Here is an 18,702-nt window from a genome sequence, read left to right on the forward strand (position 1 = left end):
TTTTTACCTGCTTTGATCTCGATCTTCAGGCGTCGGGCGCCTAAAACACTGGCAACCATCGGTAAACAGAATGCGGCGGCCGCGTCGCGGGCGACATCCCCGTCAGCCGGCAGAAAGGAACAGGCGGTTTGCGCCTGCCGTGACACGCAGTAACAGCCTTAACCGCTCACGTAACCCGGCGGGCGTACCGGCAGGCTAATGTAAGGCAGCCTTCAATACTGCACAGGACACGCCATGAATCGACGCTCGTTGTTGCGCGCCATCGGATTGACCGCCGCGTTTGCCGGGACCGGCTGGCTGCGCGCCGCCTCGGCCCAGCCCGCACCGCCCGTGTATCGGCCGTCCGGCCCGAACCGCGTACCCGGCGGGCCGCCGTACGACGATCGCCCGCATCTCGCGCCGCCGGCGGCCCGGCACGACCGCCGGCCGCCGCCGCCCCGGCCGCACGGCTATATATGGACGGATGGCTACTGGCGCTGGCAGCGCGGCCGCTATATATGGGTGTCCGGCCGCTGGGTCGCACGACGCCCCGGACGTCGCTGGGTACCCGGCTACTGGCGCCGCCAGGGGCCGGTATGGGTCTACGTCGACGGCTCGTGGCGATAGGCCGCCGCGCGGCGCCGGGCGACGACGGTCCGGCGCCGGACGGCACGCGGGAAGCGGCGCCGTTCGCGCCGTCGCATCAGGACGCGTGGCCCGCCATCAACGCACCGTCCCGCCCACGCCCGGACACCTTCGCGACGCATACATCGACGCATCGTCCCGGTCATTCATCCTGACGGCACCGTTCGGATAACGAAATCAATCGATGCCGATGCAAACGCATTCGGCCGTGCGTCACCCCATCGCGCACCTTCCGCGGCACGCCGTGCATCGACGCAACGGTCCGTGCATTCCGCTCAACGCCCGCCACCGTCCAGTTCTCGCGCACGACGGCGCGCCGCGCAGATCGCGCGATGATGTTCGTCGGCCCACCGGATCATCGCCTGCATCGGCGTCAGGAACGAGCGCCCGAGCTCGGTCAGCGCATATTCGACGCGCGGCGGCACTTCGGCGAACAGCGTGCGGCTGACGAAGCCGTCCTGCTCGAGCCGCTTCAACGTACGCGACAGCATCTGGTTCGACACATCGCCGATCGCGCGGCCGAGTTCGTTGAAACGCATCGTTCCGCCAGACAGCGCCTCGAGCACGAGCAGGCTCCACTGGTCGCCGATGCGATCGAGGACATCGCGGATCGGGCACGGCTGATCGAGTTCGACGGATTCGTCGGCGGACGGCAACGGCATGACTGGACTCTCTTTCACGGGCAACGCATGGTCATCGCGGTGTGACCTGTTCACACCGCGATGACTTCTTGTGACGGGTTCGCGGCAACTGTACCATTCGATCGCCCCGACAACTGCCGGGATTCGCCAGTTCAACGAAACATGACGATGGCGCGGCGCCGCCGTATCGGCCGCAGTAACGATGCATGCGTTGCGTCCGATCGCCGCGCATCGGCCGGCATGCGTGCCGGCGGTTTCGCGCGACCGACCGTCGTCGATCGTCACGAGCGTCGCCCCCGCAGTCGCGCATCACATGCGCGCATCCACGAACCGTCAGACAAGGAAACCGCTACATGTCATCGTTCCGCTCCCCCGCTCGCGTCGTTGCCGCATGCGTGTTGCTGGCCGCATCGGCGGCCGCGCTGGCTGCCGCCCCGGCTCCCCGCGACCTGGCCGCCGAGGAGGCCAACCGCCAGCTCGTGCTGACGTTCTACGACCGCTTCTTCAACAAGCATGAAGCGGTCGAGGCCGCCACCGTCGTCGCGGACGACTACAAACAGCACAACCCGCACGTGCCCGACGGCAAGAAACCGTTCGTGTCGTATTTCGTCGGCGCATTCCAGAAGAACCCCGCCTCGCGCGCACGCATCGTCCGCAGCGCGACCGACGGCGACCTGGTGTACCTGCACGTGCACGCGACCGAGCGTCCGGGAGATCGCGGCGAAGCGGTGGTCGACATCTTCCGCGTGAAGGACGGCAGGATCGTCGAGCACTGGGACGTGATCCAGCCGGTGCCCGAAACGGCCGCGAACCGGAACACGATGTTCTGACGCGCGGGCGGCGGGCAAGCGCGGGTGCCCTGCGCGCGCGAAGTCCCCTACAATCGTGCTTCGCCGCCGCTCCGGTGCAGGCGAAGCACGGCCCGCCAAGGCGGCCGTTCGCGAAGACGGTGTCAACGATGAACCCCGCCCATATCTCCCTGAGCAACGCCGGCGACCTGGTCGCCAGCCTCGGCAGTCCGCAGTTTCCCGCCCGGCTTTGGGCGTGGCTGCGCGAAACCGTCGATCCGCAATCCCATTACAGCGTCGCGACGCGTTACCGGCGCGACGCGCCGTCCCACTCGGTCAACAGCGTCGACGTGCTGTTCTTCGCCGGCGGCGACGATCCCGACGGCACGCGCCACGCACTCGATCTGTATACACAGGGCGACTGGCGCGACGACACGCTGCTCCCGCATATCGAGCGCGCGACCGATTCGCAGCTCGTGTTCTCCTGCAACGACGAAATCGACACGGCGACCGAGTACGGCCGCCAGTTCGCGCTCGGCGACCTCGGCGAGGACTGTACGCTGCTCGGCAGCGAGCGCGACTATGTCTACGCGTTCTCGCTGTTCCGCCGGCGCGGCCAGCCGTCCTATACGCTGGCCGAACTGGCGCTGCTGCGGCAGCTCGGCGATTTCGTGCTGCCGCTGCTGATCCAGCATGCGCGGCTCGCCCGCCTGACGCCGCGCTCGGACGACGGCGCGCTGCTGCTGCGCTTCGAACAGCGGCTGTCGGCCAGCGGCGCGGCGCTGTCGCAGCGCGAGCGGCTCGTCTGCCGCGCGGTGCTGCAAGGCCGGCCCGTCCCGCAAATCGCCGACACGCTCGCGCTCAAGGCCAGCAGCGTGCGCACCTATCTCGGCCGCGCGCTCGCGAAGCTCGGCGTCGCGAACCGCGCCGGGCTGTTCGCGTGGTGCGTGACCGAAGACGAAGCGCAGGAAGACCGCAGCCGGTAAACGCCGCCTTTGTCGCACGTTGTCCTCAAAACGACGACAGACAGCCGGCCGCCCCGCTCCTAGTATCTGACTCACCCGACGGCAGCAACGCGTCGGATACCACGGAGACACGGCATGCCGATTACCGGATCGACGCCGGCCTGCACGGCCGCAAGCGCGTCGCTCATCGATTCGCCGATACGGGCCCGTCGGCGAAACCGGCATGACGCTCCGGCAGCCGTTGCCGACCTTCGCCACGGCGCAGCAGCGCCGCCACGCGGCGCCGGCACGTAACCCCTCTCACCCCGTTCCACCCCGACCGGGCGCACCCGACCGGACGAGCCGCACGGCCCGCCCGCCGGACACGCGCGCCCGTCGATCCCCTACCCGGAGGAGACACATGCAACACGCCGATACCGTCTATCTGAACGGCCTGCTTTACACGGGCGACGTGCAGCGCCGCTTCGCGCAGGCGCTCGCCACCCGGGACGGCAAGATCGTCGCGGTCGGCCGCGACGACGACATCCGCCCGCTGGCCGGCCCCGTGACGCGAAGGGTCGATCTCGCCGGCCGGCTGATGCTGCCGGGCCTCATCGACGGTCACGTGCACCCGCTCGAAGGCCATCAGATCCTCGGCGACTTCGACCTGTCCGGCATCAACGATTCCGGCACGATCCTGCAGCGTATCCGCGCGTGCGCCGATGCGACGCCGAACGAGCCGTGGGTCTATCTCGGCGGTGCGAACCTCGCCGCGTTCGGCACGTATCCGACCCGCGAACTGCTCGACCGGATCGTGCCCGACCGGCCGCTGCTCGTGGTCGGCTTCGACGTGCACAGCGGCTGCCTCAACACGAAGGGACTCGAAGCGGCCGGCATCCGGGCCGATACGCCCGATCCGTCCGGCGGCGTGATCGAGCGCGACGCCTCGGGCGCGCCGAACGGCGTCGTGCACGAAGCGGCGTTCTACCGCGTGTGCCCGCTCATTCCGCAACTGAGCCCGGCCGGCTACCCGAAATCGCTCGCCAAGGCGCACGCGATGGCGCACGGCTACGGCATCACCGGCTGGTTCGATGCACGCGTCGACGAAGCCGAGCTCCAGGCCTATGCCGACGCGCAGCGCGCGGGCACCCTGAAGGCGTACATGAGCGCGGGGCTCTACGCAAACCCGCGCCGCGACCCGCGCGAGCAGGTCGAGCGCTTCGCCGCGTGGCGCCGCGAATACGAGCGCGACAACCTGCGCCTGCACACGGTGAAGATCTTCGTCGACGGCGTGCCGGAATCGAAAACCGCCGCGCTGCTCGAGCCGTACGCGGGCACCGACGACTGCGGCCTCGCGCTGTGGAGCCAGGACGCGCTGAACGAAATCTGCCTGCTCGCCGATACCGCCGGCTTCGACCTGCACTTCCACACGCTCGCCGACCGCGCGGTGCGCATGACGCTCGACGCGCTCGAACATGTCCTGCGCCGCAACGGCATGCGCGACCGGCGCGCGCAGCTTGCGCACCTGCAGCTCGTCGATCCGGCCGACATGGGCCGCTTCAACCGGCTCGGCGCGATCGCAAGCGTGCAGACGCTGTGGACGGCCGCCCGCGAGGAGCAGCAACAGCTCTATCGCGACCTGCTCGGCGCCGAGCGCACCGCGCGCAACTATCCGTTCCGCAGCCTGCGCAACGCGGGCGCGATGCTCGCGGCCGGCTCCGACTGGTCGGTCAGCACGATGGACCCGATGCAGATCATCCAGACGGGTGTCACGCATCGGCTGATCGACCAGCCCGACAGCCCGCCGTGGAACCCGCACGAACGGCTCGACCTGCTCACGATGCTCGAGGCCTACACGGTGAACACCGCCTACGCGCTGCGTTTCGACGACTGCACCGGTTCGCTCGAAGCGGGCAAGGACGCGAGCTTCGCGATCCTCGACCGCAATCCGTTCGCGCACCCGGTCGAGACGTTCGCGCAAACCCGCGTGATCGAGACGTGCTTCCGCGGCGAAGTCGTGCACGCGGTGCCCGGCTGGGCCGACTGAGCGCCGGCCCGCTCCGTCGTCAGGCGACGTCGAGCGCCAGGACCTGTTCGGTCGTCAGCACGTCGCCGAACGTGTCCGACAGCGCGGCCAGCGTCGCGCGATGGAGGTCGCGGTGCGGCACCGTGCCGCCGTCCGCGACGTCGAGATCGCGCGTCGCGCACGCGTCGTCGACGACGATCACCGCATAGCCGAGCGGTACCGCATCGCGTGCCGCGCCGGCCACGCACGCATGCGTCATCAGGCCCGTGACGATCAGCGTGTCGACGCCGGCCGCCTTCAGGCGCGCGTCGAGGTCGGTCGTCGGGAACACGCTCACCGACGTCTTCTTCACGACCGCGTGGTGCGGCGCCGGCTGCAGGTCCGCGTGGAAGCGAAACCCGTCGCTGCCGTCGGCGAAGATCGGGCTGTCGGCCGCATCGACATGCTGGACGTGAAATACCGGAATGCCCGCGCGGTCGGCGAACGCGATCACGCGCCGTGCATTGCCCAGCGCGCGCGGCCCGTCCGGAATCGGCAGGCGGCCGCTGAAGTATTCGTTCTGGAAATCGATCACCAGCAGCGCGCTGCGGGCGGCGTCGATCGACGTCGGCGCGGTCGCGCCGGCCAGGGTACGGATGGTCGGGTGTTGCATGGGTCGCTTCCTTTCGGTTCGCATATTGACGAGACGGCGCGCCGGGCCGGCCGGCGCCGCCGGACGCGGCCCGATCCTTCCGCGGCCGCGAGGCGCCAGTGTCGGGCCGCGCGACCTCGCGCGACAGCCGCACACGGGACAACGTCCGACAGGATCGGGCCAACGTGCGTGCCGCCTACGACAGCGCGGCCGTCCGGGCGCCCGGTCGCGTCCGCCCGTACGCGGCCATCATCACGAAGCTGAGCAGGAAGCCCGCGCCGCCGATCAGCAGCAGACCGGTCTCGCCGAACACGGGCAGCAGGTTGGTCAGCGCGCCCGTGACGACCCACGCGACAGCCATCACCGAGCCCGCGACGCCGAGCGCCCAGCCCTGCCGGTCTTCGCTGACGGCGTCGGAGAACGCCGTATACATGGTCGTGTACGCCACCATGTCGAAACAGCCGACGACCATCGCGAGCGCCCACAGCACGGGTTCGTGCGGGAACCATGCCGACAGGATCTGGCCCAGCCCGGCGACGAGCAGGCCCGTCTTCGCGATGTCGATCACGCGCCACACGCGCAGCATCAGCCGCACGACGAACAGCAGGCCGAACACGAAGCAGATGCCGATCACGCCGCTGAACAACCCGAGCCGCGCGCTCGTATAGCCGAATTTCGCCTGCAGCAGCAGCATGATGGTCTGCAGGTACAGCCCGTAGCCGACCTGCATCAGGAAGAACACCACCGACAGGAACGCGACGTTGCGCTGGCGCGCGGCTTCCCAGATGATCCGCAGCGGCAGCAGCGGATCGATGCGCGTATCGCCGCGCGGCGCGGCCGAATCGCGATACGATGCCCAGGTCCAGCACGCACAGACGAGCGACAGCGCGGCGACCAGCACGAACGGCGTGCCGTAGTCAAACAGCGGCGAGATCGTCCGGTCGGACGTGACGCCGCCGAGCACCGGGCCGACGATCACGCCCGCGCTGAACGCGAGCGACATGATGCTCATGTTGTACGCCTTGTTCTCCGGCGTGCTCAGGTCGGTGATGGCCGCCTGCGCGATGCCCTGGCAGCCGGCCATCAGGCCGGTGAGCCCGCGGCCGGCCAGCAGCAGCGCAACGCTGGCGTGCCACGCACCGGCCGCCATCATCGCGTAGCCGGCCGCGAGGCCGAGCACGCACAGCAGCAGGATCCTGCGGCGGCCGTAGCGATCGGACAGCTCGCCCATCAGCGACGAGCCGAAGAACATGCACAGCGGGTAGATCCCGTAGCCGAGACCGAGATAGAAATTGCGCAGATGCGCGCCGGCGTCGGCCGGCAGGATGCCCGCGTGCGGATCGCTGAAGATCGCGGACATCATCGGGTAGACGAGCCCGAATCCCATCGCGTCGAGCGCGATGGCGAGCAGACAGGGGCCGAGCAGCGTGTAGTCGAGCCGGGACATGGCGACCTTCCGGAAGGAGTGGATGACCGCCCAAGCGTAATGACCGGGCAGCGGCCGCGGTAGGCCGCCGCCCGCGATGCTAACCATCGGCTGCGCCGCTACCCGGCACGGCGCCCGCGCCGATGGGCCGTCGGCGTGCAGCCGCCGGCCGCTATCTGGCGCTCAGCGGTTCGCCCTGGAATTGCCGGCGTGCGACCACGCACGGCGCGCCGTCGCGCATGAACACGCTCGCGAGCAGCCCGAACGATGCCGCGAACAGCACGTACCAGTCGGGCGCGACGGGCGAGCCGGCCGCGTGCGCGACCTGTTCGCGCACAAGATCGCGCTCGTGCCGCTCGCCGGCCCCATGATCCGCCAGACGATCGGCCTGAGCTTCCTGCACCGCCACGAACGCGATCCGAACCAGCTCGCGACCGCGTGCCGGCGGCTGGCGGTCAAGGGGCCGACCGCACGGTAGCACGTCGATCGCCACGCAGCCCTTGCCGCGCGCATCGGCGAGCCCGACGAAGCGGGCAGCCTCGTGCCGTTCCTCGCGTCCGACGAATTCGCGTATTGCACGGGGTCGGCATTCATCGTCGACGGCGGGATGCTCGCGGGCTGCACACTCGACTGATCGGCCGCACTGCCGGAAACGGAAACGCCAACGCCGCCAGCGGCTCGACCCGCGCGGCGGCGTTGGCGCTTCAGGACATGGAGCAAGAGGCCACGCCGCTCAATACCCCTTCGGCTGGATCGCCGGCGCACCGGCACCGCGCGCGCCGTGCCTGCCGCCGCGCACGAAGCGGCGCCCGCGCGGGCCGTACACGCCGTCCGGCTCCGGATACAGTGTCAGCAAGACGAAGTACAGCATCCCGCCCACCGCCAGCGACACCGGCACGCTCAGGTCGAGCCCGTCCGCGAGGTGGCCGAGCGGCCCGACGAACTGGCCCGGCAGGTTCACGAACGCGAGCCCGACCAACGCGGCCGGCAGCCATGCGCCCATCGCGCGCACGTTCCAGCCGTGCGTAAACCAGTAGTGGCCGCCGCGCAGCCCGCGATTGAACACCTGCAGGTCGTCGGCAAGATAGTAGCCGCGGCGCGTCACGTAGCCGATCACCATGATCGCCATCCACGGGCAGCTGAACGTATCGATCAGCGTCGAGAACGTCGCGACGCTTTCGACGAGGTTGAACCAGAAGCGGCCGACGAAGATGAACGCGATCGCGATCGTGCCGATCAGCAGCGTCGCGCGGACGCGGTTCAGGATCCGCGGGAACATGCTCGAGACGTCGAGGCCGGTGCCGTACAGCGCGGTCGTGCCGGTCGACATCCCGCCGATGATCGCGATCAGGCACATCGGCAGCAGGAACCAGCGCGGCGAGATCGCGAGCAGCCCGCCGACGTAGTCGTTCGACGCAATGAACGCGGGTGCCTTCGACGCGATGATCGTCGCGGTCGCAAGGCCGAAGAAGAACGGCACGAACGTCGCGACCTGCGCGGCGAACACCGCGCCCATCACGCGATGCCTCGGCGTGTGCTGCGGGATATAGCGCGCCCAGTCGCCGAGCGTCGACGCGAACGACACCGGATTACTCAGCGCGACCAGCACCGCGCCGACGAACGCGGCCCAGAAACCCGTGCTGCCCCGTTGCAGCGTGCCCGCATAGTTCATGTCGAACAGGCCGGCGAACGCGAACAGGCCCGCGACGAACAGCACGCTCGCGGCCCACACGGCGATCTTGTTGACCCACAGCATGAAACGGAAGCCGTAGATGCAGACGATCAGCACGAGCACCGCGAACACCATGTACGCCGCGCCGAGCGTGAAGCCGTTGACGGGCACGCCGACCATGTCGTGCGCGCCGCCGACGAGCGCGTCGCCGGAGCTCCACACCGCGAGCGAGAAGAACGCGATCGACGTGAGCAGCGCGAGGAACGAGCCGACGATCCGGCCGTGGATGCCGAAATGCGCACCGGACGACACGGGGTCGCTCGTGCCGTTGCGCGGGCCGAACAGGCTCATCGGCGCGAGGATGCACGTGCCGGCGAGCACGCCGAGCACGATCGCGCAGACACCGGCCTTGAACGACAGCCCGACCAGCACCGGAAAGCTGCCGAGCACCGATGTGGAAAACGTATTGCAGCCGCCGAACAGCAACCGGAACAGATCGATCGGCCGCGCATAGCGCGATGCATCGGGAATGCGCTCGAAACCGAACGACTCGACCTGCGTAATCCTGCCTTCACCCATGTTGTCTCCCACTCCTCTGGTGCGCCTGTAAGGCTCTGCGGCCATACGACGCATCGTCATCGATTCGCGGCCACTCTAAACCGGATCGGCGGCCGCAAATATCACGCATTCGAGACGTTTACGACGAAGGAGAGCAATGTTTCCCGGCGGGCAGGCGGCCGGTGCCCGCGCCGTCCGTACGGCGCGGGCGATGCGAATCAATGCGCCGCCACGGCCGCCGGCGCGCGGCAGGCGATCAGGCCCCGCTGAACGGCCGGCCGCGCGGCGATGTCGGCCAGCCAGCGTTCGACGTGCGGGAAACCGGAAACGTCGAGATCGAGCCCGGCCGCCGTGCGCAACCACGGAAACGCCGCGCCGACCGCCTCGCGCTACTTCCCCGACTGCGCAAGCGGGCCTTGCGCCCCCTGCCCCGTGCCCGACGGCCAGCCGCCCGCGAGCGCCTTGTACAGCGCGACCGTCGACGCCGCGCTGCGCATCCGGCCGTCGGCCGCCGCGTCCTGCGCCTGCAGCAGCGTCCGTTGCGCGTCGAGTACTTCGTAGTAGTCGATCGCGCCGGCTGAAAAGCGGGTCTGCGCGAGCTGCGCGGCGCGCGCGCTGTCGTCGGCCGCGCGTATGAGGTGCGCGGTCTCGTCGCGCGTGCGGGCAACGCGCAGCAGCGCGTTCTCGGTTTCCTCCAGCGCGCCGAGCACGGTCTGCCGATACTGCGCGAGCTGGCCGGCCGCTTCCGCGTCGCTCGCGGCGATCCGCGCGCGCACACGGCCGACGTCGAGGAACGACCAGTCGATGCCGAGCGCGATCAGGTTCGTGTCGCTGCCCGCGCGGAAGAACCCGTAGCTGCTCGTCGCGCTGCCGAGCAACCCCGACAGCGTGAAGCGCGGAAACAGATCGGCCGTCGCGACGCCGACGCGCGCGGTCGCCGCGTGCAGCCGCGCCTCGGCTGCCGCGACATCGGGACGCCGGCGCAGCAGGTCGCCCGGCGTGCCGGGATCGAGGTCGGCGGCCAGCGCCGGGAGCGGCACCGGCGTGCCCGGCGACGCACCGGTTTTCGGCGGACCGAAGCGGCCGATCAGCGCATCGGGCGTCTGCCCGGTCAGCACCGCGAGCCGGTGCTCGTCGACGCCGATCGCGGCTTCGTACACGGCGATCCGCGACGTCGTCGATTCGTACTGCGCACGTGCTCGCGCCGCATCGAGGTCGGAGCCTCGCCCCGCGCCGACGCGCGCATTGATCAGCGCAAGCGTCTGCTGCTGGTTGTCGGCGTTCTCGCGTGCGATTCGCAACCGCTCCTGCGAGCCGCGCAGATCGACGTACGTGCTCGCCACTTCGCCCGCGATCGCGACGCGCACCGCGCGCACGTCGGCCGCGCTCGCGGCCGTTTCCTCGCGCTGCGACTCGATCGAGCGCCGCACGCGGCCGAACAGGTCGAGTTCCCACGCGGCGTTGATGCCGATGTTCGACGTCGGCGTGTCGCGCTGGCTGCGCGGCGCGCCGAATGCCTGATCCTTGCTCATCAGCTGATGGCCGATCTGGCCGCTCGCGGTGAGCGTCGGATAGCGGTCGAACGTTGCTTGCGACAGCAGCGCGTTCGATGCGTCGTAGCGCGACACGGCCACTTGCAGGTCCTGGTTTGCCGCGAGCGCCGCATCGATCAACTGCGTCAGCACCGGATCGCCGAAGCCGCGCCAGAACGCGGCATCGGCGGCGGCCGACGCATCGGGCGGCATATCGGGCGGCGACGCATCGCGCGGCGTCGCCGGATGGCCGTCGCGCGCGAACCGTGCGGCCGTAGCCATATCGGGCCGCTTGAAATCGGGGCCCACCGCGCACGCGGCAAGCGTCAACGACATCGCGAGCGCGGAAAGTCGAAAAGCGGCGCTCATCGGTTTTCTCCTTCGAGGGTGCCGTGCTGTTCGCTCCAGACGGCCGGCGTGCCGCCCGCGAGCTTGCGGATCGCCACATAGAACACGGGCGTCAGGAACAGCCCGAACAGCGTGACGCCCAGCATCCCCGCGAACACGGTAATGCCGGTCGCCGCCCGCACCTCGCTGCCCGCACCGCTGCCGATCAGCAACGGCACCGAGCCCGCGATGAACGCGACCGACGTCATCACGATGGGGCGCAAGCGCAGCTTGCATGCTTCGAGCGCCGCCTCGATCACGCCCTTGCCCTGGATTTCGAGTTCGCGCGCGAATTCGACGATCAGGATCGCGTTCTTGCACGCGAGCCCCATCAGCACGACGAGACCAACCTGCACGAACACGTTGTTGTCGCCGCCCGACAGCCACACGCCGAACAGCGCCGCGCACATGCACACGGGCACGATCAGGATCACCGCGAGCGGCAGCGTCCAGCTCTCATACAGCGACGCGAGCACGAGAAACACGAGCATCACCGCGAGCGGGAACACGACGATCGCCGCATTGCTCTGCGTGACCTGCTGATAGCTGAGGTCGGTCCATTCGAGCGTGATGCCCGGGGGCAGCACGTCCTTCGCGATCTGCTGGAGCTTCGCGATCGCCTGCGACGACGACATCATCTTCGGATCGGCATCGCCGATCAGGTCGGCGGCCGGATAGCCGTTGTAGCGGACGACCGGGTCGGGCCCATACGCGGGCCCGACCGTCACCATCGAGCCGATCGGCACCATCTCGCCGTTCGCATTGCGCGTGCGCAGGTTCGCGATGTCGGCGGCCGTCTGCCGGTGGCCCGCGTCGGCCTGCGCCATCACGCGATACACGCGGCCGAAGAGATTGAAGTCGTTCACGTACATCGAGCCGAGATACACCTGCAGCGTATTGAACAGGTCCGTCAACGCGACGCCTTGCGCCTTCGCCTTCAGCCGGTCCACCTTCACCTCGAGCTGCGGGATGTTCGCCTGGTACGAGCTGACGGGATAGCTCATCCCCGGCGTCTTCGCGACCGCGGCCTGGAACGCGGACAACGCCTTCTGCAACTCGCCGTAGCCGAGCCCGCCGCGATCCTCCAGGTACAGCGCGTAGCCCGAACCGTTGCCGAGACCCTGGATCGGCGGCGGCATCAGCGCATAGGTCATGCCGCCGTCGATCGCCGCGAAGCGCGCGTTCAGGTCCGCGTTGATCTGCGCGGCGCTGCGGTGACGCCGGTCGAACGGCTTCAGGATCACGTACGAGTTCGTGATGTTCGGCGTGTTCACGCCCTGCAGCGCGTTCAGCCCCGCGAACGCCGGCACCATCTCGACGCCGTCGGTGCCGAGCGCGATCTTCGTCATCTGCTCGGTCACCGCGCTGGTGCGCGCGAGCGATGCGCCTTCCGGCAGCTTCGCGCCCGCGAACAGGTACAGCTTGTCCTGCACGGGGATGAAGCCGCCCGGCACCGCGTTGAACAGCAGCGCGGTCGCCGCGAGCAGCGCCGCATAGACGGCGAACACCACGCCGCGCCGCTTCAGCGTGCGGCCGACGACGCCGTGATAACGATCGGAGCTGCGCTCGAAGAACCGGTTGAACGGATGAAACAGCCAGCCGAATGCGCGATCGAGCGCGCGCGTCAGCGCATCCTTCGGCGCGCCGTGCGGGCGCAGCAGCTTCGCGGCGAGCGCCGGCGACAACGTCAGCGAGTTGATCGCGGAGATCACCGTCGAGATCGCGATCGTCACCGCGAACTGCTTGTAGAACTGGCCCGTGACGCCCGACATGAACGCCATCGGCACGAACACCGCGCACAGCACGAGCGCGATCGCGACGATCGGCCCCGACACCTCGCGCATCGCCTGGTGCGCGGCATCGCGCGGGCTCAGCCCCTGCGCGATGTTGCGCTCGACGTTCTCGACAACGACGATCGCATCGTCGACGACGATCCCGATCGCGAGCACGAGCCCGAACAGCGTCAGCGTGTTGATCGAATAGCCGAGCAGGTATAGCCACGCGAACGTGCCGACGACCGACACGGGCACCGCGACGAGCGGAATGATCGACGCGCGCCACGTCTGCAGGAACAGGATCACGACGAGCACGACCAGCACGACGGCCTCGATCAGCGTGTGCTGCACCGCGCGGATCGACTCGCGCACGAACACCGTCGGGTCCCACACGGGGCGGTACGCGACACCGGGCGGAAACCGCTTCGACAACGCGTCGAGCTTCGCATACACGGCCTTCGCGACGTCGAGCGCGTTCGCGCCCGGCGACAGGAAGATGCCGACCACGGCCGAATGCCTGTCGTTGAAATACGAGCGCAGCGTGTAGTCGCCCGCGCCGAGCTCGATGCGCGCGACGTCGGACAGCTTCACGACCTGGCCGTCGTCGCCGTTGCGCAGCACGATGTCGCCGAACTCCTGCACCGTGCGCAGGCGGCCGCGCACGTTGATCGACACGAGGAAGTCGTTCCGCTTCGGCGACGGTTCCGCGCCGAGCTGGCCGGCCGACACCTGCACGTTCTGCTCGCGCACGGCCGCGATCACGTCGCTCGCGGTCAGCCCGCGCGACGCGAGCCGGTTCGGGTCGAGCCACAGCCGCATCGCATAGTCGCCGGAGCCATATACGCCGACGTCGCCGATGCCGGTGAGCCGCGACAGCTCGTCCTTCACATGCAGCCTCAGGTAGTTGCGCAGGTACAGCGAATCGCGGCTGTTGTCCGGCGAGTAGAGGCTCACGTACATCAGCGGTGTCGGCGACTGCTTCTGCGTGGTCACGCCGTACTGGCGCACCTCTTCGGGCAGGCGCGACAACGCCTGGCTCACGCGGTTCTGCACGCGCACGGCGGCCGTGTCGGGATCGACGCCCTGCAGGAACGTGACGACGACCTGCAGGCTGCCGTCCGATCCCGCCACCGACTTCATGTACATGATGCCTTCGACGCCGTTGATCGCTTCTTCCAGCGGTTCGGCGACCGATTCGGCGATTTCCTTCGGGTTCGCGCCCGGATAGGTCGCCCGCACGACGACGCTCGGCGGCACGACTTCCGGATATTCGCCGGCCGGCAGCATCGGAATCGAGATCAGGCCGATCGCGAAGATGACGATCGACAGCACGACCGCGAAGATCGGCCGGTCGATGAAGAATCGGGAGAAATCCATTGCGTCGCTCCCGTCAATGCGCGGCAGGCGTGCCGGCGTCGGCCACGGCCTGCGCGGCGCGACCGGCCTCGGCGCGCGCGGGCAGCGCCTTCGGCTTCACCTGCGCGCCCGGATAGTAGATCCGCTGCACGCCGTCGACCACCACGCGGTCGCCTGCCTGCAGCCCCTTCTCGACGATCCGCTCTCCCTCCAGCTCGCGGCCGATCGTCACGTCGCGGCGCAGCGCCTTGTCGCCCGGGCCGATCACGTAGACGTACTTGCGGTCCTGGTCGGTCAGCACGGCCTTGTCGTCGACGAGCAGCGCATCCTCGTCGCGGCCGCTGACGAGCTGCACGCGCGCGTACAGGCCCGGCGTGAACGTATGGTCCGCATTCGGCAGCCGCACGCGTGCGCGGATCGTGCCGGTCCGCGGATCGAGCCGGTTGTCGAGGAAATCGACGGTGCCCGCGTGCGGGAAGCCCGTCTCGTTCGCGAGGCCCACGCGCACGGGATCGGCGCCGATCGCGCGATGCTTCGGATCGGCGCGGCGCGCGTTGTAGCGCAGGTAGCTCTGCTCGTCGCAGTCGAAATACACGTACACGGGATCCTGCGACACGACGGTCGTCAGCAGCGTGTCGTCCGCGCGCGCGAGGTTGCCGACGGTCGCGACCGCGCGGCCGACGCGCCCGGCGATCGGCGCGCGCACTTCGGTGAAGCCGAGATTGAGCTTCGCGTCGGCGACGGCCGCATCGGCCGCCTGCAGGTCCGCGCGTGCCTGCTCGGCGGTCGCGCGCGCGTTGTCGAGTTCTTCCTGCGACGTCGCGTGCGCATCGATCAGCGTCTGCACGCGCTTGAGCTGCACCTGGGCGAGGCTCGCGGCCGCACGGGCGCGCTGCTGCTGCGCGCTGGCGCGGTCGAGCGCGATCCGGTACGGGCGCGGGTCGATCTCGAACAGCAGCGCCCCCTGCGCGACCGCGTCGCCTTCCTTGTACGCGACACGCTGCAGATAGCCGCTTACGCGCGGCCGCAGTTCGACCGCATCGACCGCTTCGACGCGCCCGTTGAACGCGTCCGCGAGGCGGACCGTGCGCGGCGCGACCGTGGCGACACCGACTTCGGGAAGGGGCTGGGCCGACGATGTGCCTTTGCCGTCGTGACAGCCCGACAACGCCAGCAACAGTGCGCAGGCGGCGCTCAAAGGCGACGTCCTGCGTAGGGATAAGGAGAGCATGATGCCTCGCGACGGGTTAAACTGCCGCGTAGCATAAAAGTTGAAGTTAACTTCAAGTCAAGCTTTCCCGGAGGACATCATGGGTATCCAGGAAACCCCGCAATGGCCGCTGATGTCGATCCGCGAAGTGGCCGCGCGCAGCGGCGTGCCGGCGTCGACGCTGCGCTTCTACGAAACGCGCGGGTTGATCAAGTCGCACCGCAACGGCTCGAGTCACCGGCACTATTCGCGCGCGGTGCTGCGGCTGATCGCGTTCATCGTGTTCGCGCAGAAGATCGGTTATTCGCTCGACGAGATCGCCGAGCAGCTCGTCAGCCTCCCCGAGGACACCGCGCCGAGCAACAAGGACTGGCAGCGGCTGTCGCGCGGCTGGAAGCAGCGCGTCGCGAGCCGGATCGAGGAGTTGCAGCGGCTCTACATCAACCTCGACGAATGCATCGGCTGCGGCTGCCTGTCGCTGAAGCGCTGCAAGCTGACCAATCCGGAAGACCGCGCGGGCCGCAATGGGCCCGGCGCACGGCGCTGGCTCGGCGACAAGCCGCCGACGGAGGCCGAATGACCGGCGGCGCCCCGCGCCCGCGGCGTGCGCCGTGTGCGTCACCCGACGCGCCAGCCGCCGTTTACCGCCACCGTCGCGCCCGTGACGAACGACGCGCGCGGCCCGGCGAGCCACGCGACCGCATCGGCGATGTCGTCCGGATGTCCGGCGCGGCCAACCGGCGTCTGCTCGCGGATCGCCGCCGCGATGGCCGGCGCGACGCCGCCGTCGCCGAAGAAACGCGTGTCGGCGATATAGCCGGGCGCAACCGTATTGACCGTTATGCCGCGCGGCCCGAGTTCGCGCGCGAGCGCAACGGTGAACCCCTCGACACCGGCCTTCGCGGCGGCATAGGCAAGGCCGCCCGGCAGCAGGCTGCCGGCGCGCGCCGCGATCGAGCCGATGTTGACGATCCGCGCGTCACGGTCGGCCAGGTGCGGCAGCACGGCCATCGTCGTCAGGAACAGGCTTTTCAGGTTCGCGTCGAGCACGGTATCCCACACGGCTTCGGCCTCGCCCGCTTCGGTATCCGAACCGACGCGGCCGGTCAGCCCCGCATTGTTGACCAGCACGTCGATGCGCGGCCACCGCGCGACGATCGCGGCGACCGCCGCCGCCGCGTCGTGCCGCACACTCAGGTCGCCCGCCTGCCCGATCGCCGCGCCGCCCAGGCGCGCGACGGCCGCCTCCAGCCGCGCGAGGTCGCGCCCGACGATCGCGACCCGATACCCGTCCTGCGCCAGCCTGCTCGCGATCGCGAAGCCGATCCCGCTCGATCCGCCCGTGACGATCGCCGTACGTTGCTGTTCGCTGCCCGTCATGACCTGCCCTCCTGACTGTCGACGTGGGTTGACAGGGACATTCTGGGCAGCGCAGGGTGATAGGTAAAATACGAATTCGATGACCTACTGATACACGGACGGTATCGCATGATCGATCTGCGCCAGTTCAGGCAATTCGTCGCGGTCGCCGAGACGCTGAGCTTCCGGCGTGCAGCCGAGCGGCTGCACATGGCGCAGCCGCCGCTCAGCGCGGCGATCCGCAAGCTCGAGGACGCCCTGGGTGTCGCCCTGCTCGAACGCGACAACCGTGGCTCGCGGCTCACGCCGGCCGGTGACGCGTTCCTGCTCGAGGCGCGGCGCGCGCTCGAGCAGGCCGAGCGCGCGGTGGCCGTGGCCCGCCGCACGGGCGCGGGTCTCGGCGGGACGCTGCGGCTGCGCTTCGTCGACAGCACGGTCAACGCACTGCTGCCGCTGATCCTGCGCGCCTTCCAGGAGCGGCATCCGGACGTCGATTTCCAGCTGGAAGAAGGTACGACCGCCGAGCAGGTGCTCGCGCTGCGCCAGGACCGCACGGACGTCGGCCTCGTCGTGCTGCCGGTGGCCGAGGCCGGCGACGTGCGCGTCGAGCCGCTGCTGCGCGACCGGATGGTGGCCGCGCTGCCCGACGGCCACCGGCTCGCGCGCCGCAAGCGCATCGCGCTCGCCGAGCTGGCGGACGAACCGTGGGTCATGTTCGCCGCGCACCATGGGCCCGGCATGCATGCGCTGATCGTCACCGCCTGCGCGCAGGCCGGTTTCGCGCCGCGCGTGGTCCAGCAGCCGCGCCAGATGCAGACGACGGCCGGGCTCGTCGCGGGCGGCATCGGCGTCGCGCTGATGCCGCGCCTGTTCGTGCCGATGCAGCCGCCAGGCATTGCGTTCTGCGAACTGAAGGAGGCGGGCAGCCCGCTGGCGTACGAGCTGGCGATCGCCTACCGCACGCCGTCGCCGCTCGTCGATGCGCTGCGCGAGACCGCGCGCAACGCGGTCGGTGAACTGGGGCTGGTTGCGGCGACGTGACCGCGCGCATTGCGCGCGCGGCGGCCGTCAGTCGCCGACGACGCCGAACACGACGTCGAGCACGGCCTGCCGGAACGCCTCCGGCCGCGTCGGCAGCGACGTGAACTCCAGCATCATGTGGCTGTACGACACCGTCGTGCCGATCGCGCTCGCGATCATGAAGAACAGCATGTTCGGATCGACCGGGCGGATCGTGCCCGCCTCGACCGCCTCCGCCAGCAGCGGAAACATCGCATCGTGATACGGGCGCACGAGCCGCTCCTGCAGCCGGTCGAGCCGCGCGCCCTCCTCGGTCGCCGCGGTCGAGAAGAACATGCCGATATCCGGCTCCGCGAACTCGTGATCGACGCACAGCTCGAGCGCGCGCCGCACGCGGTCGCGATGCGGCAGCGACGACGCGCGCAGCGCGCGCAGCGCATCGAACAACGGCGCGGCCAGCTCGACGATCTGCTCGACCACGGCCAGCCACAACGTTTCCTTCGCGCCGAAATGATGGGCGATCAGCGCCGCGTCGATGCCCAGTTCGCGCGCGACCTCGCGCACGCTCGTCGCGTCGTAGCCGCGCTTCGCGAAGGTGCGGCGCGCGGCCCGCAATATCACGTCCGGACCGACGGACGCATCCGCCAGCGGCCGCCCGCGCGTACGCCGCTTCGACGGCACGCGCTCAGTGACTTCAGCCACGTTTTCCTGCTCCCCTTGATTGGTTCGAATGCCTATGTTCGGGCCCCGGTT

Annotated in this window: 17 protein-coding genes and 2 pseudogenes; 8 read left to right on the forward strand and 11 right to left on the reverse strand. The window is 69.4% G+C overall.

Going from position 1 to position 18,702, the window contains the following annotated elements; genetic code table 11:
• Window positions 1-234 precede the first annotated feature (234 nt).
• Entirely contained in the window at window positions 235-606 is a 372-nt protein-coding gene (locus HWX00_RS33950) for a YXWGXW repeat-containing protein (RefSeq protein ID WP_034189923.1), read from the forward strand.
• A gap of 293 nt (window positions 607-899) precedes the next feature.
• Here HWX00_RS33950 and HWX00_RS33955 read toward each other — a convergent pair whose 3' ends face one another.
• Window positions 900-1,286, reverse strand: a complete 387-nt coding sequence (locus tag HWX00_RS33955) for a winged helix-turn-helix transcriptional regulator (RefSeq protein ID WP_034189924.1) — start codon at window positions 1,284-1,286, stop codon at window positions 900-902.
• 332 nt (window positions 1,287-1,618) lie between these two features.
• Between HWX00_RS33955 and HWX00_RS33960 the strand changes: the two genes are divergently transcribed.
• The 3 genes from HWX00_RS33960 to HWX00_RS33970 all read left to right on the forward strand — a co-directional run bounded on the left by HWX00_RS33960 (window position 1,619) and on the right by HWX00_RS33970 (window position 5,044).
• A complete protein-coding gene (locus tag HWX00_RS33960; protein WP_049036643.1) occupies window positions 1,619-2,095 on the forward strand; it encodes a nuclear transport factor 2 family protein in 477 nt (158 codons plus the stop codon).
• A gap of 128 nt (window positions 2,096-2,223) precedes the next feature.
• A complete protein-coding gene (locus HWX00_RS33965; RefSeq protein ID WP_226104071.1) occupies window positions 2,224-3,039 on the forward strand; it encodes a helix-turn-helix transcriptional regulator in 816 nt (271 codons plus the stop codon).
• A 379-nt stretch (window positions 3,040-3,418) separates the two neighbouring features.
• Window positions 3,419-5,044 carry an amidohydrolase gene (locus tag HWX00_RS33970; protein ID WP_175027935.1) on the forward strand — a complete coding sequence of 542 codons (1,626 nt, stop codon included), beginning with the start codon at window positions 3,419-3,421 and terminating at the stop codon, window positions 5,042-5,044.
• A 19-nt stretch (window positions 5,045-5,063) separates the two neighbouring features.
• On the opposite strand, the gene HWX00_RS33975 is transcribed toward HWX00_RS33970, so the two are convergent.
• The 3 genes and pseudogenes from HWX00_RS33975 to HWX00_RS33985 all read right to left on the reverse strand — a co-directional run.
• The gene (locus HWX00_RS33975) at window positions 5,064-5,675 is read right to left on the reverse strand and encodes a cysteine hydrolase family protein (protein ID WP_034189928.1); all 612 of its coding nucleotides are present in this window, start codon (window positions 5,673-5,675) and stop codon (window positions 5,064-5,066) included.
• A gap of 175 nt (window positions 5,676-5,850) precedes the next feature.
• A complete protein-coding gene (locus tag HWX00_RS33980; protein WP_049036637.1) occupies window positions 5,851-7,101 on the reverse strand; it encodes an MFS transporter in 1,251 nt (416 codons plus the stop codon).
• Between the two features lie 151 nt (window positions 7,102-7,252).
• Window positions 7,253-7,405, reverse strand: a pseudogene (locus tag HWX00_RS33985) (MFS transporter); the annotation flags it as partial.
• Between HWX00_RS33985 and HWX00_RS33990 the strand changes: the two are divergent.
• Together HWX00_RS33990 and HWX00_RS33995 are read left to right on the forward strand one after the other, a co-directional pair.
• A complete protein-coding gene (locus tag HWX00_RS33990; RefSeq protein ID WP_226194291.1) occupies window positions 7,397-7,558 on the forward strand; it encodes a type 2 periplasmic-binding domain-containing protein in 162 nt (53 codons plus the stop codon). The pseudogene HWX00_RS33985 and the gene HWX00_RS33990 overlap by 9 nt on opposite strands.
• Before the next feature lie 24 nt (window positions 7,559-7,582).
• A pseudogene (locus HWX00_RS33995) lies at window positions 7,583-7,714 on the forward strand (SDR family oxidoreductase); the annotation flags it as partial.
• Window positions 7,715-7,813: 99 nt separating this feature from the next.
• Here HWX00_RS33995 and HWX00_RS34000 read toward each other — a convergent pair.
• The 5 genes from HWX00_RS34000 to HWX00_RS34020 form a co-directional block, all read right to left on the reverse strand.
• A complete protein-coding gene (locus tag HWX00_RS34000) occupies window positions 7,814-9,331 on the reverse strand; it encodes a purine-cytosine permease family protein (RefSeq protein ID WP_059557558.1) in 1,518 nt (505 codons plus the stop codon).
• Between the two features lie 197 nt (window positions 9,332-9,528).
• A complete protein-coding gene (locus HWX00_RS34005) occupies window positions 9,529-9,669 on the reverse strand; it encodes a hypothetical protein (RefSeq protein ID WP_226194289.1) in 141 nt (46 codons plus the stop codon).
• Between the two features lie 30 nt (window positions 9,670-9,699).
• The gene (locus tag HWX00_RS34010; protein WP_175027936.1) at window positions 9,700-11,211 is read right to left on the reverse strand and encodes an efflux transporter outer membrane subunit; all 1,512 of its coding nucleotides are present in this window, start codon (window positions 11,209-11,211) and stop codon (window positions 9,700-9,702) included.
• Window positions 11,208-14,381 carry an efflux RND transporter permease subunit gene (locus tag HWX00_RS34015; protein WP_175027937.1) on the reverse strand — a complete coding sequence of 1,058 codons (3,174 nt, stop codon included), beginning with the start codon at window positions 14,379-14,381 and terminating at the stop codon, window positions 11,208-11,210. The genes HWX00_RS34010 and HWX00_RS34015 overlap by 4 nt, the downstream gene beginning before the upstream one ends.
• Window positions 14,382-14,394: 13 nt before the next feature.
• A complete protein-coding gene (locus HWX00_RS34020) occupies window positions 14,395-15,591 on the reverse strand; it encodes an efflux RND transporter periplasmic adaptor subunit (RefSeq protein ID WP_049036575.1) in 1,197 nt (398 codons plus the stop codon).
• 79 nt (window positions 15,592-15,670) lie between these two features.
• Here HWX00_RS34020 and soxR point away from each other — a divergent pair, with 79 nt between their 5' ends.
• The gene (soxR, locus tag HWX00_RS34025) at window positions 15,671-16,150 is read left to right on the forward strand and encodes a redox-sensitive transcriptional activator SoxR (protein ID WP_175027938.1); all 480 of its coding nucleotides are present in this window, start codon (window positions 15,671-15,673) and stop codon (window positions 16,148-16,150) included.
• Between the two features lie 38 nt (window positions 16,151-16,188).
• Here the strand turns inward: soxR and HWX00_RS34030 are convergent, their stop codons facing one another.
• Window positions 16,189-16,950 (reverse strand): SDR family NAD(P)-dependent oxidoreductase, encoded by a 762-nt coding sequence (locus tag HWX00_RS34030; RefSeq protein ID WP_175027939.1) that lies wholly within the window; start codon window positions 16,948-16,950, stop codon window positions 16,189-16,191.
• A gap of 108 nt (window positions 16,951-17,058) precedes the next feature.
• Here HWX00_RS34030 and HWX00_RS34035 point away from each other — a divergent pair, with 108 nt between their 5' ends.
• Window positions 17,059-17,970, forward strand: a complete 912-nt coding sequence (locus HWX00_RS34035) for a LysR family transcriptional regulator (RefSeq protein ID WP_034189937.1) — start codon at window positions 17,059-17,061, stop codon at window positions 17,968-17,970.
• Window positions 17,971-17,997: 27 nt separating this feature from the next.
• Here HWX00_RS34035 and HWX00_RS34040 read toward each other — a convergent pair whose 3' ends face one another.
• Window positions 17,998-18,651, reverse strand: a complete 654-nt coding sequence (locus HWX00_RS34040) for a TetR/AcrR family transcriptional regulator (protein WP_175027940.1) — start codon at window positions 18,649-18,651, stop codon at window positions 17,998-18,000.
• Window positions 18,652-18,702: the final 51 nt, after the last annotated feature.

It is taken from the genome of Burkholderia seminalis DSM 23518 (assembly GCF_902832885.1).
GTDB lineage: Bacteria > Pseudomonadota > Gammaproteobacteria > Burkholderiales > Burkholderiaceae > Burkholderia > Burkholderia seminalis.

Excerpts from the sequence above, each read along its gene's own strand:
- HWX00_RS33950 (WP_034189923.1), top strand. The coding sequence starts at position 235 with ATGAATCGACGCTCGTTGTTGCGCGCCATCGGATTGACCGCCGCGTTT.
- HWX00_RS33955 (WP_034189924.1), bottom strand. The coding sequence starts at position 1,286 with ATGCCGTTGCCGTCCGCCGACGAATCCGTCGAACTCGATCAGCCGTGC.
- HWX00_RS33960 (WP_049036643.1), top strand. The coding sequence starts at position 1,619 with ATGTCATCGTTCCGCTCCCCCGCTCGCGTCGTTGCCGCATGCGTGTTG.
- HWX00_RS33965 (WP_226104071.1), top strand. The coding sequence starts at position 2,224 with ATGAACCCCGCCCATATCTCCCTGAGCAACGCCGGCGACCTGGTCGCC.
- HWX00_RS33970 (WP_175027935.1), top strand. The coding sequence starts at position 3,419 with ATGCAACACGCCGATACCGTCTATCTGAACGGCCTGCTTTACACGGGC.
- HWX00_RS33975 (WP_034189928.1), bottom strand. The coding sequence starts at position 5,675 with ATGCAACACCCGACCATCCGTACCCTGGCCGGCGCGACCGCGCCGACG.
- HWX00_RS33980 (WP_049036637.1), bottom strand. The coding sequence starts at position 7,101 with ATGTCCCGGCTCGACTACACGCTGCTCGGCCCCTGTCTGCTCGCCATC.
- HWX00_RS34000 (WP_059557558.1), bottom strand. The coding sequence starts at position 9,331 with ATGGGTGAAGGCAGGATTACGCAGGTCGAGTCGTTCGGTTTCGAGCGC.
- HWX00_RS34010 (WP_175027936.1), bottom strand. The coding sequence starts at position 11,211 with ATGAGCGCCGCTTTTCGACTTTCCGCGCTCGCGATGTCGTTGACGCTT.
- HWX00_RS34015 (WP_175027937.1), bottom strand. The coding sequence starts at position 14,381 with ATGGATTTCTCCCGATTCTTCATCGACCGGCCGATCTTCGCGGTCGTG.
- HWX00_RS34020 (WP_049036575.1), bottom strand. The coding sequence starts at position 15,591 with ATGCTCTCCTTATCCCTACGCAGGACGTCGCCTTTGAGCGCCGCCTGC.
- soxR (WP_175027938.1), top strand. The coding sequence starts at position 15,671 with ATGGGTATCCAGGAAACCCCGCAATGGCCGCTGATGTCGATCCGCGAA.
- HWX00_RS34030 (WP_175027939.1), bottom strand. The coding sequence starts at position 16,950 with ATGACGGGCAGCGAACAGCAACGTACGGCGATCGTCACGGGCGGATCG.
- HWX00_RS34035 (WP_034189937.1), top strand. The coding sequence starts at position 17,059 with ATGATCGATCTGCGCCAGTTCAGGCAATTCGTCGCGGTCGCCGAGACG.